We start from the raw sequence: 15,957 nt of genomic DNA, 5'->3' as shown, positions 1-15,957 counted from the left end.
TCCTGGATATTAAAAGGAGTGGGAACATGAAAGCGATTGAAATCAAGAGGGACATCATCCGGATAACCAAAGGTAACATCGAGCGGACGGAAGATGCGATCGTAACGGAGCATCCCGTTACTGTCAAAATAAATGGCCAGGAATTCGTCACGATGGTTTGTACACCTGAATACATCGAGGATATGGTGATTGGTTATTTGGCTTCGGAAGGAATCATCAAAAAATATGATGAGATAAAAGAAATCTGGGTCCAGGAAAAAGAAGGCTTTGTTCATGTGAAGACAGATAAAGTGAATCCTTACTTCCAGGACTTTCAAAATAAGCGGTATATTACATCATGCTGCGGAATGAGCAGACAAGGTTTCGTCTTTGTAAATGATGCATTGACTGCCAAGAAAATGGATGATGTTTCGGTGAAACTGACTCCTGATGACTGCTTCCGCTTGATGAAGGATTTACAAAATTCTGCTGTCACCTTCCAGAACACGGGCGGAGTCCACAATGCCGCTTTATGTGATGCCGGTGGTCTCGTATTAAGCAGGATGGACATCGGAAGGCATAATGCCTTGGACAAAATATACGGGTATTGCTTAAAAAATGGCATTTCGATAGAAGGGAAGGCTATCGTGTTCAGCGGCCGGATTTCATCGGAAATTCTTTTGAAAGTGGCGAAAATCGGCTGTGAACTAATACTCTCGAAATCCGCTCCAACTGAATTGGCTTTGGAGTTGGCTGAAGGATTGGGAATCACGACCGTCGGGTTCATTCGCAATGATTCACTGAATATCTACACATGTCCTGAAAGAATTCTATTGAATGACTGAGCATCCTTCGCTGGAAGGATGCTTATCGGAAAGTCCTGCCGGTTTGGCCTGGGCTTTTTTGTATTTGTAAAAGGATATATCCAACAGGCCTTTTATGGTACAGTTTTTATAAAACATTCAAGGGAATTCGTATCGGGGGAAGGGTTATGAACGAAAGGGATTGGCATATTTTAAAGGTGTTACATGAACACAGGAATATTACTAAAACGGCGCAAAGTTTATATATCTCGCAACCTTCTTTAACGAAACGGATTCAACAAATAGAGAAGGAATTCAATCTAAAGATTGTGGAGCGGGGAACTAGGGGAGTGCAGTTCACCCCTCAAGGTGAATATTTGGCCATCTGTGCAGATGAGATGCTGATCAGGCTCCGGCAGATAAAAGAGACAGCATTCAATATGGGTCAGGAGATCAGTGGAACATTACGGCTGGGTGTTTCCAACTATATTACGCTGCATAAGTTGCCAGGCCTGCTGAAAATATTTCGTGAGCGATTTCCTAAAGTGGATTTCCATGTGACAACTGGCTGGAGTAAAGAAGTGCTGAACCTCATTTATAAGGAAGAAGTGCATGTCGGGATTGTTCGGGGGGACTATCAATGGTCAGGATCAAGGCATCATCTTTTTGAGGAAACGATTTGTATTGCTTCCAAGGAAGAAATCGAAGTCCGGAACCTGCCTTTCCTGCCGAGGATCGATTATGGGACAGATGCTCTTTTGAAAACAATGATCGATAATTGGTGGAGAGACAATTTTTCCGGACCTCCTTTGGTGGGGATGGAAGTGGACAAAGGGGATACATGCAAGGAAATGGTCAGGAATGGCCTGGGATATGGCATCCTCCCCAGTGTTTTATTGGAGAAAGACCAAAACCTCCGTCAAATGGACCTTAAGGACAAGCAAGGTAATCCCCTTATCAGGAATACATGGATGTTATATCATGAAAAGTCGCTGGAATTAAAACTGGTTAAAGAGTTTGTCGAATTTGTCAAAGGCGTCGATTTCATGAGGGATATTTAACTGGAAGCGCAGAAACCTCTGTGCTTTTTTATCATTCCTTTTTCGAATGGATAACGATAATTTATTGGTATTTTAATAATGGTTATCCCGGCATTATGATAGATGGGAGATGTAAATCATCAGGAATTTGCCTAAGGAATGGAGAGGAAGTCAAGTGAGTGTCCTGTTTCTGATCGTATTGAATGTCATTGTGCCGGTCTTTTTCCTAATAGGGGCGGGGGCCATTCTGCATCGTAAATTCAAGTTGGATATGAATACGCTGTCTAAATTGAATCACTTCCTGCTCATGCCGGCCATTAGCTTTATTAATATCTATCAAAGTAAAATGGGCGGGGGGATGATCGTCCAGATATTCAGCTTCCTTGCTCTTCAAGCAGTAAGCCTCATCATCGTGAGTACAGTGATTGCTAAACTTGCCAGGTTTGATCAAAGCCTTTCGGCCACGTTTAAAAATAGTGTAGTCCTGAATAACTCAGCCAATTTCGGGTTACCCGTCAGCCAGATGGTTTTTCACGGAAATCCTCTTGGGCTGTCGATCCAAGTCATCGTGATCATTTTTCAAAACCTCTTGACCTATACCTATGGATTGATGAATTCCGTTTCCGTCCATACAAAAAGTGCGAAGGGCGCCATTCGCGAGTTCTTGAAGAACCCCGTCATTTATGCTTTATTACTCGGTTTTCTATTACAGGCAGCTTCTTTCGACATTCCTCTGTTCTTATGGACCCCGATTGATAATATCGCGAGTGCCTTCATAGCCATTGCCCTGATTACATTGGGTGCACAGAGTGCCTATTTGAAAATGACGCATTTCCCGCTTCCGCTTATCCTTAGCTTGGTTGGAAGGTTGATCCTTTCACCATCCATCGCCTTCCTGATCATCCTCATGCTGGGCTTGGAAGGAACTGTCGCCCAAGGGTTGTTTATCGCAAGCTCATTTCCAACATCGAGAAACAGCGCATTATTCGCTTTGGAATATGACAACCATCCGGAGTATGCGGCACAGGCAGTCTTGATGTCGACTTTATTCAGCAGCATAACGGTAACGATGGTCGTATATCTATCAAAAATACTATTCTAGCAGGGCTGCTCAAAAGGTGCAGTCCTTTCCCCCTTTTCCTGCGATAAAACTTTATGAACAATATGGAAGTTATGGAAGTTATGCATTTTAGTTGGGCAATCAAAGAAAACGAAGATATTTTTGTAGAATTAAGAAAACGCTTTCAAAAGGGGGATTATTATGTTTTCTCGTAAAAAGATTTCAGCGGTCATATTAGCGGGTTCGTTAGCTTTAAGTTTAGGTGCATGCAGCAGTTCGGGTACATCAGGAGAAAAGAAAGAAAGTACAGGTTATCCGAAAAAAGCGATAACGGTCGTTGCTCCATCGGGCGCAGGCGGGGGATGGGATCTAACCGCCCGTTCATTTACAAAGGTCTTGGGTGAGACAAAACTGGTGAACCAGCCATTAACCGTCGAAAACAAACCCGGTGGCGGGGGCGCTGTCTTCATGGCGGATTATGCAACACAGCAAGCGGATAACAATGACATGCTGTTCGTAAATTCACCGCCTGTCATCATCAATAACCTTAAAAAAGAAGGCAACAGTCCTTATGGATATAAAAATACGACTCCTTTGGCGCAGCTGACTAAGGATTATGGGGCGATAGTGGTAAAGGCGGATTCTGAATTCAAGGATTTGAAATCAGTGCTGGAAGCGGTGAAAAAAGATCCGCGTAAGTTGACCTTTGCAGGAGGATCGGCTCCGGGATCCATGGATCATTTGATTTCCATTCTTCCAGCCTATGAATATGGCTTGAATCCAACCGAACTTAAATACGTTTCGTACGACGGTGGCGGGGAAGCGATTACGGCATTGCTTGGCGGAAATGCGGATGTGATCGGAACGGATGCATCCAGTGTCAGGGAATTTTTAAAAGCAGGAAAGATTAGAGTGTTGGCCGTAACCTCGACTGAACGTTTAGGTGGGGATCTTAAAGACATACCTACTGCAAAGGAACAAGGTGTTGATGCTGAATTCACGATTTGGAGAGGCGTTTTTGGACCTCAGAATATGTCTGGTGAAGCGAAAACCTTTTGGGACGGAACCATTGAGAAGCTAGTTGAAACTTCTGAATGGAAAAAGGAAGTGGAAGTGCAGGGATGGGAACAAGAATATAAAAATAGTGAAGAATTCAGCAAGTTTTTAGAAGAACAGGAGAAACAGGTGCAGCAATTATTGGAAGCTTTGGGTATGGAAAAATAATCGAGAAGAAGGGGGTGCTTTCACCTTCTTCTTATTTTCTGAAATGGAGGGATTGTGATGGATGTTAAATTTGATCGCTTTGCTTCTGTAGCCTTTCTGGCTGTCGGAGTGCTGTTTATGATAGGAAGCAGGAAACTGGCCAGTTCTTCTTATGGAAGTTCGGTAGGACCGGACATTTTCCCATTTGTATTGGGGCTCGTTCTTTCTCTTTTAAGTATTCGCCTGTTCTATGAGGCATTTCGGGGCAAGGGGCAGGAATCACGTAAAGAGAAGCTGCAATATAAACCCTTTATCATCATTCTGCTCTCCACCTTGATTTATATTTTGACATTGGAAACGATAGGATATGTCATTACGACCTTTCTGTTTTTGTTTGTTTGCTTCCAAACGATGGAACGAAATAAGTGGGTGACATCGCTCATCATTTCCGCAGGATTTTCCGGAATCATCTATTATTTATTCGTGAATGTGTTAAAGGGAACACTGCCGGGGTGGCCAATCTGGTTTTCATAAAAGGAAGGGGGATGTGAAGTGGGCACTTTTGATTATTTAATGCATGGTTTTGAAACGGCACTAACCTGGTATAATATACTTTTTGCATTTGTCGGAGTATTGATCGGTACGGCAGTCGGCGTTTTGCCGGGGATCGGGCCGATGAGCGGTGTGGCACTTTTAATTCCGGTAACCGCTTCGATTACAGGGGGACTTCCCCCAGAGCAAGCGGCAACAAGCGCCATCATTTTACTCGCAGGTGTTTATTATGGAGCGATGTATGGAGGATCGACAACTTCAATCCTATTGAATACACCTGGTGAATCTTCTTCTGTCGTCACCACACTGGATGGCTACCAAATGGCCAAGAAGGGAAGAGCAGGGAGTGCTTTATCGATTTCGGCAATCGGTTCCTTCGTCGGAGGGATCGTCACCCTTGTCGCCATGATTGCCTTGGCTCAGCCATTATCGACGATTGCCATTAAATTCGGTCCGGCTGAGTATTTTTCGCTCATGCTTCTAGGGTTGGCGGCAGTCAGCGGCCTCGCGGGAAAATCCGTAACAAAGGCACTGATCATGACGGTTTGCGGTTTGTTGATCGGGACGATAGGCATCGATAATGTATCCGGAATCGCCCGTTTTACATTCGACATTCCTTGGCTGTATCAAGGGGTCGAATTCCTGACGATCGCAGTGGGTCTATTCGCCCTTGGGGAAGTATTCAAGACAATCTTGGAAAAAGACGAGGATGATGGGGAAATTGCAAAGATCAATAATTTGATTCCTTCCAAAGAAGAATTCAAGGAATCTGCGGGGCCGATTGCGAGGGGATCGCTCTTAGGTTTCTTTGTAGGAATTCTGCCAGGTGCAGGGGCCACTCTTGCTTCCTTCTTCTCATACCTTATGGAAAAACGGATTTCAAAAAAACCTGGGAGATTCGGTACAGGGGCGATCGCTGGTGTGGCTGGTCCTGAAACGGCCAATAATGCGGCTTCTGGCGGAGCGATGATACCATTATTGACGCTGGGAATTCCAGGTTCCGGTACAACGGCGATTTTAATGGGTGCGCTCATGATGTACAATGTTCAGCCAGGTCCATTATTATTCGAGGACCATCCCCAGGTGGCTTGGGGGCTTATCGCCAGCATGTTCATCGGGAATCTGATGCTCCTCATCCTTAATCTCCCACTCGTTAAGGTTTTTGCGAAAATCATTGAAACGCCAAAGAAATATTTGATTCCGATCATTATCGCGATTTCCATTTTTGGTGTTTATGCGGTACAAGTATCGACTTATGATTTATTGCTATTACTAGGATGCGGGATCTTGGGATATTTCTTAAGTAAAAATGATTATCCAATCGCCCCGTTGGTATTAGGCCTGGTTTTAGGACCGATGATAGAAAATAATATGCGCAGGGCACTGACAATATCCGATGGGGATTACAGTTTGTTTTTCACTCGGCCGCTTTCGCTGACATTCCTGATCGTAACGGCATTATGGCTGCTCATTCCGGTTTTACTTAAGAAGAGAGGGAAGGATGTTGTCATCAATATTGAAGGTTAATCGATATTTTCTGAATGTTGCGAAATAACCCCTTTTTTAAAGGGGTTATTTTTTATATGATGTAAGTAGAGGTGATTGAATGCGTTTACACACCAAGTTGATGCTGGGCATCTGTACGTTAATCATCTTAATGGGTGGAATCTTTGAAGTTATTTTCATAAATATACTGGAAAATAACCTGAAGCAGGAAACAGGGGAAAAAGCATTGTCGGTTGCCCAGACCGTTTCTTTACTGCCTGAAATTAAACAAGCTTTTCGAACGGATAATCCTTCTGTAATCATCCAGCCCATCGCGGAAAGAATTCGCAGGCAGATCGATGCGGAATTCATAGTAATAGGAGATGAGAATGAAACACGGTTGTCCCATCCAAATCCAAACTTGATCGGGAAGAAAATGGTTGGGGGAGATAACGCCGAGGTTTGGGATGGGAAATCCATCATCACGGAGTCCACTGGCACATTGGGACCTTCCATTAGGGGGAAATCCCCGATAATCGCCAATGAAAAGGTCATTGGTGTCGTCTCCGTTGGCTACCTTCAGGATGATATTGAAAAAGAAGTGTCCAGTATACAAAGAAAGATCGTCTTGATCATCTCTTTTATATTAATCGGCGGTTTGTTGGTGGCCTTTTTCATTTCATTCAATATAAAAAAGGCGATATTGGGTCTGGAGCCGAAAGAGATCGCCTGGATGTTTCAAGAAAAGCATGCCATTTTGGAATCCATTCATGAAGGCATCATTGCCATTGATGTTCATGGGAAAATCACGGTCGTCAATGAAACGGCGCATAAAATCCTTCATATACCTAAAGACGTCATGCTTCGCGGGCAAAAAATCGAAGAAGTCTTAACGCATACACATTTGCTTGATGTAGTCAGCACGGCACGTGCCGAATATGACCAGGAATTCATGATTGACGGTGAAGTTTTTTTGGCAAGCCGGATTCCCATTTTGAATGGACAGGGTGAAATCATCGGTGCAGTTGCAAGTTTGAGAAATAAATCGGAACTATCCAATCTCCTTCAGGAACTGTCACATGTAAAGGCGTATGCAGAGGGGCTGAGGGCTCAGACACATGAATATTCGAATCGGCTTTATACACTGCTAGGCTTGATTCAACTCGGTTCATATAAAGAAGCGATGGATTTCATATCGAAGGAAGTCGATGTCACCCAAGGTTTCATTCACTTTCTGATGAAGGAAGTACCTGATCCGATCATTGCGGGGTTCATCTTAGGGAAGGTAAGTTTAGCCAGCGAGCTGAAAATTGATTTTACCATCGATAGAGAAAGCAGTTTTAAAGATATTCCGTCCGAAATAGATCGGGATTTATTGGTGACGATCATCGGAAATCTCATCAATAATGCCTTCGAAGCTGTGCGGGAAAACGAAAGGGAGGAAAAAAGGGTATCGTTGTTCGTCACGGACTTGGGTAAAGAGTTGATCATAGAGGTTGAAGATAATGGAAAAGGGATGAACCCAGATGTTACCGAACTGATTTTCCAGGACGGTTTTACGACGAAAAGCCATCAAACCAATTCAGGAATAGGTTTGAGCCTTGTTCAGGAAGCGATTGATGGATTAGGGGGATATATCACTTTTTCGACTGAAGAAGGGGAATATACGATTTTTACCGTAGCTATACCAAAAAACAGAGGGGGGATGAAATGATGGCCAATCGCGATATAGAAGTTCTGATCGTAGAAGATGACCTGCGGATTGCGGAGATACAAAAGCTATTCATCGAAAAGCTTGAGGGGTTTCAAACGATCGGAATCGCGTCAAGCTATGACGAGGCTAAAAGCTTCATCGAAATCATGCAGCCGGATCTATTGCTGCTCGATATGTATTTTCCGGATATGAATGGGCTCGATATCCTGAAAGAAATCAAGCAGCAAAGCAAACAAATGGATGTCATCATGATTACGGCGGCTAAAGAAATCGAAAAAGTCCAGGAAGCCATCAAAATCGGCATATTTGATTATATTATCAAGCCTGTCGCATTTGAACGTTTCAAGCAGTCCTTACGCCGATATCAAGAGTATCACATTAAGCTGTCTGAATTGGAAGAGGGCAATTTTCCCGTAACGCAGCAACAGGTGGATAAGCTTTTGCGAAAGGAAATGAAAGAAAAAGAGAGGGAACAGACTTCACTGCCAAAAGGGATCGATCGGATGACTTTGGAGAAGGTGATGGTTGTGTTGGGGAAATCCTCCCCGGGGTTAACTGCCGAAATAGTGGCAAAGGAAATCGGTGTGAGCAGGACAACGGCAAGGCGTTATCTGGAGCACTTGATGTCAGAGGAAAAAATTGATGCCGATTTAACATATGGCACGGTAGGACGTCCTGAACGGGTTTATGCCATCAAGATTTAAATGGGTTCGCCAAGCGGCGGATCTTTTTTTATTTGCTCGAATAAATGTAAGGCTTTTTCTTGGAATCAGATTGATGGGAATTCATCGTTTTTTTAAGTGTAAAAATGATGAATGAGGAAAAAATACGTGTGAATAGTTTTGAGGCAGACAAGTATATGACAAGTGTCATGGCAGGGATAATGACGTTTATGACTATAGAAAATCGGTTATTAATCCTATACTTAAAGCAGAGATACCGACATCGTTTTTCGAATTAATACATTCAAACACTCCATATATTTTAAGAGGAGGAAAACATGAGTAACCATAATCAAAAACAATTGAGAAAAGATATTGCCCCTTTTGAAAAATCCAATACTAAATCAAGCGTGAAACAGCTCATAAATACATTTCCGCCATTTTTCCTGTTATGGTTTTTAGCTTATCAGAGCTTAACCATCTCATACTGGCTGACCCTTGCATTTGCCGTATTGGCTTCAGGGTTTGTAATCAGGATTTTCATCATCTTCCATGATTGCTGTCATCAGTCGTTTTTCAAAAGCAGGAAAGCGAATAGCATCCTGGGTACAATCAGTGGAATCGTCACATTATTTCCGTATGAGCAATGGAAGCATAGCCACTCCATACATCATGCAACGAGCAGTAATTTAAACAAACGCGGTACAGGGGATATTTGGGTCATGACCGTTGATGAATATATCGCCGCTTCATTCTGGGGGCGTCTTGCTTACCGTTTATATAGAAATCCGATCGTCATGTTTGGATTGGGTCCATTTTATCTATTTCTTGTATCGAACCGTCTGAATAAAAAGGGCGCTAAAAAGAAAGAACGGATGAATACGTATTTGACAAATGCTTCAATCGTGACAATTTATGGTCTTTTATGCTTGGCTATCGGATGGCAGGCATTCCTGATGATTCAGGTACCGATGCTTTTTGTAACGGGATCACTGGGCATCTGGCTGTTTTATGTACAGCATCAGTTCGAAGATTCTTATTTCGAAGAGGAATCTGAATGGGATTACGTGAAGGCTGCCATCGATGGAAGTTCTTATTATAAACTTCCAAAGGTTTTGCAATGGGTAACCGGTAATATCGGTTTCCACCACGTGCATCATCTTAGTCCAAGAGTGCCAAACTATAACTTGGAAAAAGTCCATGATTCCACCCTGCCATTGCAGCAGGCAACGACAATCACCCTTAGTTCAAGTTTAAAATCGCTTCGCTTCCGCCTTTATGATGGCGAAAACAAGACGTTTGTAAGTTTTAAAGAGATTAAGGAACGTCTAAATGAAACAAAATCTAAGGTGGAAATCAATAATAAACGTCCAAGTCTTCAAGAAAAATAAATAGTTCATCAAAAAACCATTCGATTCCCATTGGATGGTTTTTTGATGAAACTCATTAGTATATACTAGGATAAAAAGAAATAGAGGCGGCGCCATGCAAAGTTGGTATCATATCTTTCCGAAAAACACAGGGCTGAGCCCTTATGTCTGGATCATTTTTTGTATCCTTCCTTTTTATTTCATCTTCAAATCCTCTTCGATGTTGGAGATAGTCTTTGGAATCGTCATGATCATTTTGTTTTTCATATCATATGGTCTCTCATTCGTTTCGAAGGGATGGCCCGTATACGTATGGACGGCGATACAAATAATCATTTCCATATCGATGACCATATTTTTCAGCTACATTTACTTTTCACTCTTTTTGGCATTCTTTATTGGGAATGTTCAAAATAAGGTTGGCTTTTTCGTATTATATTCGATCCAGCTATTGGCTACCATCGTGTCTGTCAATATTGGCTTCATAATGAAAGACCCTACCTTCTTTTCGCAATTTCCCTTTATGCTCATTTGTGTGGTAGGCGTGATCCTGCTCCCTTTCAACACGTATAATCGGAATAAACGAGGCATGCTGGAAGAACAATTGGAGGACGCTCATAAAAGAATATCAGAGCTTGGCAAAATGGAAGAACGTCAGCGGATTGCCCGTGACTTACATGATACACTTGGACAAAAGCTGTCTTTGATCGGCTTGAAAAGTGACCTTGCAGGGAAATTGATCGATTTGAATCCGGAGACGGCCAAGAAGGAAATCAAGGATATCCGTCAAACGGCGAGGACGGCACTCAAGGAAGTACGTGAAATGGTGTCGGAAATGCGTGGGTCCAAGCTAAGCGATGAAATCATCCGGGTCAAGCAAATATTGAAAGCGGCAGAGATAGAATTCAAGTTGGAAGGGACCACGGAATTGCAAGATACCCCATTGCTTGTTGAAACGGTTTTGAGCATGTGCTTGAAGGAAGCTGTGACCAATATCGTCAAACATAGCGGTGCCGACTGCTGTAATATCGTCATCGAAGAATTACAAACAGGAGTGACGATCACAGTACAGGATAATGGAGTGGGGCTTTCACATAGATCAGAGTATATTAAAGGCAATGGACTTCAAGGAATGAAAGAAAGGCTCGAATTCGTTAATGGCAGCCTGGATATTAAATCAACAGAGGGAACGACACTTTATATAAGGGTTCCGAATGCTATAAAAAATAATGGATAGGTGGGATTAACCTTGATTCGAATCGTAATTGCCGAAGATCAGCGGATGCTGCTTGGCGCGCTGGGTTCCATCCTTGATTTGGAAAGTGATATGGAAGTTGTAGGAAAAGCGAGCAATGGGGAAGAAGCAATGAATCTCGTCAATCAATTAAAGCCGGATATCTGCATAACCGATATTGAAATGCCAGTTAAAACGGGACTCGATGTAGCGGAGGAGATCAAGGAGCAGGGCCACCAATGCAAAGTCATCATTTTGACCACCTTTGCACGTCCTGGGTATTTTGAAAGAGCCAGAAAGGCCGAGGTAGGCGGATATCTTCTGAAGGATAGCCCAAGTGAGGAACTGGCGAACTCGATCCGTGTCATCATGGATGGTCGGCGCATTTATGCCCCAGAGCTGGTGGATATGGCTTTCGAAGAAGAAAACCCGTTGACTGAACGAGAGAGCCAAGTGCTCAAATTGATCGCAGATGGTAAGACCACAAAGGAAATCGCAAGCCAGCTTTATCTGACCAATGGAACGGTCCGTAATTATATATCGGTCATCCTCGATAAATTGGATGTGAGCAACCGCGTTGAAGCGATTGTAAGATTCAAGGAAAAGGGCTGGTCAAAGGATTGATCAAAGGTTAAATCCCTTGCGGCTTCGAAAATCAAAAAAGCACAGTGTCAGAATTGAAATATGGTATATTAATTTTTATTACATATAGGGAAGGGGATGACCGTTATGCAAAAGGCTACATTTGCTGGAGGCTGTTTTTGGTGCATGGTGACACCATTTGAAGAACAACCGGGGATTGGGGGGATCGTATCCGGTTATACGGGAGGATGTGTTGAAAACCCAACTTATGAGGAAGTGAAGACGGGAACTACGGGGCATTATGAAGTCGTGGAAATCACTTACGATCCTCAGTTATTTCCATATGAAAGATTGCTGGAGCTATATTGGCAGCAAATCGATCCAACCGACGATGGCGGTCAATTCCATGACAGAGGAAGCCAATATCGGACGGCCGTCTTCTATCATGATGAAGCTCAAGAAAAACTGGCTCTTGAAGCGAAAGAAAAGGTAGCGGCCAGCGGGAAGTTCCAGAAACCAATCGTAACGGAAATCCTTCCGGCCCAAACCTTTTACCCTGCCGAAGAATACCATCAAGGCTATCATAAAAAAAACAAAGATGATTATAAAGCGGACCGTGCGAAATCGGGACGCGATGAATTCATTGACCAGCATTGGAATGGTGAATGAAATGGATCGGGTGTGTTTTCACATCCGGTTCTTTTTTTTGACCTTTTAAAGGCACAAAAATTAAATTCATTATTTCATCGGATTTTTATGCTGAGGGGTCAATTTCTCATGATATTTTCATATTTCTTCAGTACACTAAGGGGTAGGTGGTGATGATCATGAATAAGAGAATTTTAATAATAGAAGATGAAGAAAAAATAGCGAGGGTTCTCCAGCTGGAACTTAATCATGAGGGTTATCAAACAGAATCGGCTTTTACCGGAAAGACAGGTCTGGAAAGGGCAGAAGCCGAAGAGTGGGATTTAATCTTATTGGATGTGATGCTGCCCGAGTTGAATGGCATAGAAGTACTTAGGCGTTACCGGAAAAAGAATGGATCTACACCGGTCATCCTTCTAACCGCAAGGGATGCTGTGCCAGACAAGGTGAATGGCCTGGACCATGGTGCGAATGATTATGTAACGAAGCCGTTTGAAATTGAAGAGCTGCTGGCACGGATCCGTGCTTGTTTTCGTACCAATGTACGGGAGAGCCAATCAGAAGGTGAAGTGGATGAACTAAAAATCCATGACCTTAAGTTGAACCTTGGTACAAGGGACATTCACAGGCAAGGCAATAGGATTGAGCTGACTTCCCGCGAGTTCGATTTGCTGGTTTATCTTTTGCAAAATAAAAATCAAGTACTTTCGAGGGAACAAATCCTGACGCATGTATGGGGATATGACTTTGCAGGGGATACGAATGTGGTTGATGTATATATCCGTTATTTGCGCAAAAAGATAGATTATCCCTTTGAGGTGCAGCTCATCCATACTTATCGCGGGGTAGGATACAGCCTGAAGGAGCCAGTATGAAGATTCGGACTAAAATCCAATCGTATTCCAGTCTTTTTTTAAGCGTCATGCTCATATTGTTGAGTATCATCGTTTTAATCGCCTTCCTTTGGATATCGATAGAGAGGGAACGGGATCTGCTTGAAGATCAAGCTTCATTAATCGAAGAAAATATCCTGACGAAAGATTTGATTTCCAGTGATTCAGATTTAATGGAGCCGTATATCCCGGACGATGGAATGGTGCGGATATTCGACCCTGATGGAAGACTGGTAAAATCATTTACTGATGAAGAGGACCTTAAGGGGCTTGCGGTTAAATCCATTAACGAGAAAGGATATGATTTTGCCAAAGCTGATGGTGAATATGTATTGACCTACCGTTATCCTTATCCTGATGAGGGGAAGAAGCAAGGGATGATCGAGGTCACACAGCCGCAGGATACCCTTCTTGATAATTTATCGACGCTTGCCCTCGTTTTGGGCGGTGCATCCCTTTTTGTCATTCTGTTATCCATTCTTGCCGGTAAGTGGCTGGCCAACCTGATCCTCAAACCGATATCGATCATGAGCGGAACGATGAAGGATATTGAGAAAAGCGGGGAATTCAAACGGATACCGCTATCGGATCAATCAAAGGACGAGCTGCAGGTGATGGGAGCGGCATTCAACAGGATGATGGAAAGGCTGGAGCGGAATTATAACCAACAGCAGCAATTCCTTTCGGATGCTTCACATGAATTGAAAACACCGATTACGGTAATCGAAAGCTACTCCTCTCTATTGAAACGCTGGGGAATGAAGGATGAGGCGATTCAGGAAGAGGCAGTGGAGGCAATCCATCATGAAGCCGTCCGGATGAAAAAGCTGACGGAGCATCTTCTGCAGTCAGCTTCCCAAACGGAACCCTCAGCTGATGTGGAAGGGGAAATAGAACTTATATCGTTTTGTGAAGGGATTGCGCAAACATTCAGAAGGACGGGAAATCGTGAAATAACGATAGAATCAGAGCTTAAAGAAATATATGCAATGACCATTTCCAGTAAGCTTGAACAGGTGATTGTCATCCTATTGGACAATGCAATGAAATACAGTGAATCAAGTATACAGATTATGATAAAACGGCAGGATAATGAAATTCTCATCGGTGTGAAAGATCATGGCGCAGGGATATCACCAGAACATCTCCCACATGTATTTGACCGTTTTTATCGCGTTGATTCATCGAGGGCAAGGAAAACGGGAGGCAATGGACTCGGTCTTTCCATCGCCCGGAAGCTTGTCGAGTCATTCGACGGTAAATTGGAGATTCAAAGCGAGGTGGGAGAGGGAACGTTGGTGACTCTTACTCTTTCTCATCAAATTCTAATCTGACGCTCATGTTCGTTTCATGAAGGGTGCTTATTATTAAGGTAACAACTTAAAGGAGGAATTCATTCATGAAAAAACAGTGGAGTACGATTAAAGAAGGTATCATTCAAAGGAAAAAGGTAATCATGACAGTGTCCATAGCTTCCGTATTGCTTTTCGGCGGTGCTGCTGGAACGGCGGTATATGCAGTCAATAAGGGGAACCTATCCGAGGATGAGGCTGTCAAAATGATTTCAGAAAAACTAGGCGGGGAAGTTACTCAATTTGAAAAGGATTGGGACCAGCCGATGACCTATGAGATGACCGTTAAAACAAAAGAAGGCTATCAAGACGTTGACGTTGATGCTGAAAAGGGAGAGATTCTTTCTCAGGAAATGGAAGACGATGACGATATGAGCACACAACAAGCCGTGGAAACTGCAAAAGTCAGCAGTGATCAAGCTGAAAAGATTGCCTTGAAAGCGGTGGATGGTCAAGTGACGGATATGGAGCTTGATTCAGAGAATGGCACCCTTGTGTACGAGCTGGAAATAAAACAAGGACAAAAGGAATATGATGTTGTGGTGGATGCAACCACGGGTAAAGTATTGAAAAACCAGTTGGATGATTAATCATATGTTATGTCGATAGTAATCTATGATATATGAATGATCTTGAATTGAAGTGTATGAAAGGATTTGCCGTGTGGCAGATCCTTTTTTTAATTGCCTAGACAGAGAGAAGTGAAGCTTCCTCATCTTTAACAATCATATTAGTTCCTGCCTGCAGCAGTGTTTGGAGGTGTGATGCTTAGACATATAAGGAGGAATTAAAAAGAAGTAACGCGAATAGAGGCAATAAGGAATTTTATTCAATGGAGGATTGATTATGGGGAATTTGGAAGAGGCACTGTACTTAAGGGAAAAGAAAGAAAACGAAAAATCCAATCGATTATTGATGGATCTGGCAAAGCAAAATCCCAGCGATGCAGTCATACAATATCAGTGTGCCTGGAGTTTGGATATTCTCGGACTTGAGACAAAGGCGGTGCCCTATTACGAAGCGGCACTCAAATTAGGTTTGCCAAAGGAGGATGCAAAAGGGGCCTACCTAGGATTGGGGAGCACATATCGCACCATAGGGGAATATGAAAAATCAAGACAGACATTGGAATCCGGGCTGGCGAAGTTTCCTGAGGAAAAGGCTTTATTGGTATTCAGGGCCATGGCATTTTATAATTTGGGCCAGCATGATCTTGCAATGGAATCTCTTTTGAAGATAATTGCCGAAACCTCGAGTGATCAAGAAATACAATCTTATGCTAAGGCCATAAAATTTTATAGTGATAAGCTGGATAAAGTTTTCACATAATAGTGATCATCCCCAAATTATCCACAAAACCTGTATAAAACAAGTCATCCT

General features: G+C 43.0%; 16 protein-coding genes. All 16 read left to right on the top strand.

The window, feature by feature from the left end:
* The first annotated feature begins 26 nt into the window (after positions 1-26).
* Positions 27-824, top strand: a complete 798-nt coding sequence (gene fdhD / locus ABOA58_RS25615) for a formate dehydrogenase accessory sulfurtransferase FdhD (protein WP_350300522.1) — start codon at positions 27-29, stop codon at positions 822-824.
* Positions 825-970: 146 nt separating this feature from the next.
* Positions 971-1,843, top strand: a complete 873-nt coding sequence (locus ABOA58_RS25610; protein WP_098185511.1) for a LysR family transcriptional regulator — start codon at positions 971-973, stop codon at positions 1,841-1,843.
* Between the two features lie 154 nt (positions 1,844-1,997).
* Positions 1,998-2,924, top strand: a complete 927-nt coding sequence (locus ABOA58_RS25605; RefSeq protein ID WP_350300521.1) for an AEC family transporter — start codon at positions 1,998-2,000, stop codon at positions 2,922-2,924.
* A gap of 159 nt (positions 2,925-3,083) precedes the next feature.
* Positions 3,084-4,106, top strand: coding sequence for a Bug family tripartite tricarboxylate transporter substrate binding protein (locus tag ABOA58_RS25600; protein ID WP_350300520.1), 1,023 nt, complete (start codon positions 3,084-3,086; stop codon positions 4,104-4,106).
* Positions 4,107-4,163: 57 nt separating this feature from the next.
* Entirely contained in the window at positions 4,164-4,619 is a 456-nt protein-coding gene (locus tag ABOA58_RS25595) for a tripartite tricarboxylate transporter TctB family protein (RefSeq protein ID WP_350300519.1), read from the top strand.
* An 18-nt stretch (positions 4,620-4,637) separates the two neighbouring features.
* Positions 4,638-6,164, top strand: coding sequence for a tripartite tricarboxylate transporter permease (locus ABOA58_RS25590; RefSeq protein ID WP_101223696.1), 1,527 nt, complete (start codon positions 4,638-4,640; stop codon positions 6,162-6,164).
* Between the two features lie 79 nt (positions 6,165-6,243).
* Positions 6,244-7,836: a sensor histidine kinase gene (locus ABOA58_RS25585; protein ID WP_350300518.1), complete on the top strand. Its 1,593-nt coding sequence runs from the start codon at positions 6,244-6,246 to the stop codon at positions 7,834-7,836.
* A complete protein-coding gene (locus tag ABOA58_RS25580; protein WP_350300517.1) occupies positions 7,833-8,540 on the top strand; it encodes a response regulator in 708 nt (235 codons plus the stop codon). The genes ABOA58_RS25585 and ABOA58_RS25580 overlap by 4 nt, the downstream gene beginning before the upstream one ends.
* A 296-nt stretch (positions 8,541-8,836) precedes the next feature.
* Complete coding sequence (locus ABOA58_RS25575) at positions 8,837-9,889, top strand: fatty acid desaturase (protein ID WP_350300516.1); 1,053 nt, start codon at positions 8,837-8,839, stop codon at positions 9,887-9,889.
* Between the two features lie 94 nt (positions 9,890-9,983).
* Entirely contained in the window at positions 9,984-11,105 is a 1,122-nt protein-coding gene (locus ABOA58_RS25570; protein WP_350300515.1) for a sensor histidine kinase, read from the top strand.
* A gap of 12 nt (positions 11,106-11,117) precedes the next feature.
* On the top strand, positions 11,118-11,726 hold the full coding sequence (locus ABOA58_RS25565; RefSeq protein ID WP_214773034.1) for a response regulator transcription factor: 609 nt from the start codon (positions 11,118-11,120) through the stop codon (positions 11,724-11,726).
* 105 nt (positions 11,727-11,831) lie between these two features.
* On the top strand, positions 11,832-12,353 hold the full coding sequence (gene msrA / locus ABOA58_RS25560; RefSeq protein WP_350300514.1) for a peptide-methionine (S)-S-oxide reductase MsrA: 522 nt from the start codon (positions 11,832-11,834) through the stop codon (positions 12,351-12,353).
* A 158-nt stretch (positions 12,354-12,511) separates the two neighbouring features.
* Positions 12,512-13,207, top strand: a complete 696-nt coding sequence (locus ABOA58_RS25555; protein WP_350300513.1) for a response regulator transcription factor — start codon at positions 12,512-12,514, stop codon at positions 13,205-13,207.
* On the top strand, positions 13,204-14,559 hold the full coding sequence (locus ABOA58_RS25550) for a sensor histidine kinase (RefSeq protein ID WP_350300512.1): 1,356 nt from the start codon (positions 13,204-13,206) through the stop codon (positions 14,557-14,559). Before ABOA58_RS25555 ends, ABOA58_RS25550 begins: the two co-directional genes overlap by 4 nt.
* Before the next feature lie 65 nt (positions 14,560-14,624).
* A complete protein-coding gene (locus ABOA58_RS25545; RefSeq protein WP_350300511.1) occupies positions 14,625-15,167 on the top strand; it encodes a PepSY domain-containing protein in 543 nt (180 codons plus the stop codon).
* A gap of 256 nt (positions 15,168-15,423) precedes the next feature.
* Entirely contained in the window at positions 15,424-15,906 is a 483-nt protein-coding gene (locus ABOA58_RS25540) for a tetratricopeptide repeat protein (protein WP_350300510.1), read from the top strand.
* Positions 15,907-15,957 lie beyond the last annotated feature (51 nt).

Source organism: Peribacillus frigoritolerans, assembly GCF_040250305.1.
Lineage (GTDB): Bacteria > Bacillota > Bacilli > Bacillales > DSM-1321 > Peribacillus.
The sequence above is the reverse complement of the archived record's forward strand: the minus strand, read 5'-3'. Positions and strand labels throughout refer to the sequence as shown.

Coding starts and splice junctions, on each gene's coding strand:
- ABOA58_RS25600 (WP_350300520.1), top strand. CDS start 3,084: ATGTTTTCTCGTAAAAAGATTTCAGCGGTCATATTAGCGGGTTCGTTA.
- ABOA58_RS25595 (WP_350300519.1), top strand. CDS start 4,164: ATGGATGTTAAATTTGATCGCTTTGCTTCTGTAGCCTTTCTGGCTGTC.
- ABOA58_RS25585 (WP_350300518.1), top strand. CDS start 6,244: ATGCGTTTACACACCAAGTTGATGCTGGGCATCTGTACGTTAATCATC.
- ABOA58_RS25575 (WP_350300516.1), top strand. CDS start 8,837: ATGAGTAACCATAATCAAAAACAATTGAGAAAAGATATTGCCCCTTTT.
- ABOA58_RS25545 (WP_350300511.1), top strand. CDS start 14,625: ATGAAAAAACAGTGGAGTACGATTAAAGAAGGTATCATTCAAAGGAAA.
- ABOA58_RS25540 (WP_350300510.1), top strand. CDS start 15,424: ATGGGGAATTTGGAAGAGGCACTGTACTTAAGGGAAAAGAAAGAAAAC.
- ABOA58_RS25570 (WP_350300515.1), top strand. CDS start 9,984: ATGCAAAGTTGGTATCATATCTTTCCGAAAAACACAGGGCTGAGCCCT.
- ABOA58_RS25580 (WP_350300517.1), top strand. CDS start 7,833: ATGATGGCCAATCGCGATATAGAAGTTCTGATCGTAGAAGATGACCTG.
- ABOA58_RS25555 (WP_350300513.1), top strand. CDS start 12,512: ATGAATAAGAGAATTTTAATAATAGAAGATGAAGAAAAAATAGCGAGG.
- ABOA58_RS25550 (WP_350300512.1), top strand. CDS start 13,204: ATGAAGATTCGGACTAAAATCCAATCGTATTCCAGTCTTTTTTTAAGC.
- fdhD (WP_350300522.1), top strand. CDS start 27: ATGAAAGCGATTGAAATCAAGAGGGACATCATCCGGATAACCAAAGGT.
- ABOA58_RS25610 (WP_098185511.1), top strand. CDS start 971: ATGAACGAAAGGGATTGGCATATTTTAAAGGTGTTACATGAACACAGG.
- msrA (WP_350300514.1), top strand. CDS start 11,832: ATGCAAAAGGCTACATTTGCTGGAGGCTGTTTTTGGTGCATGGTGACA.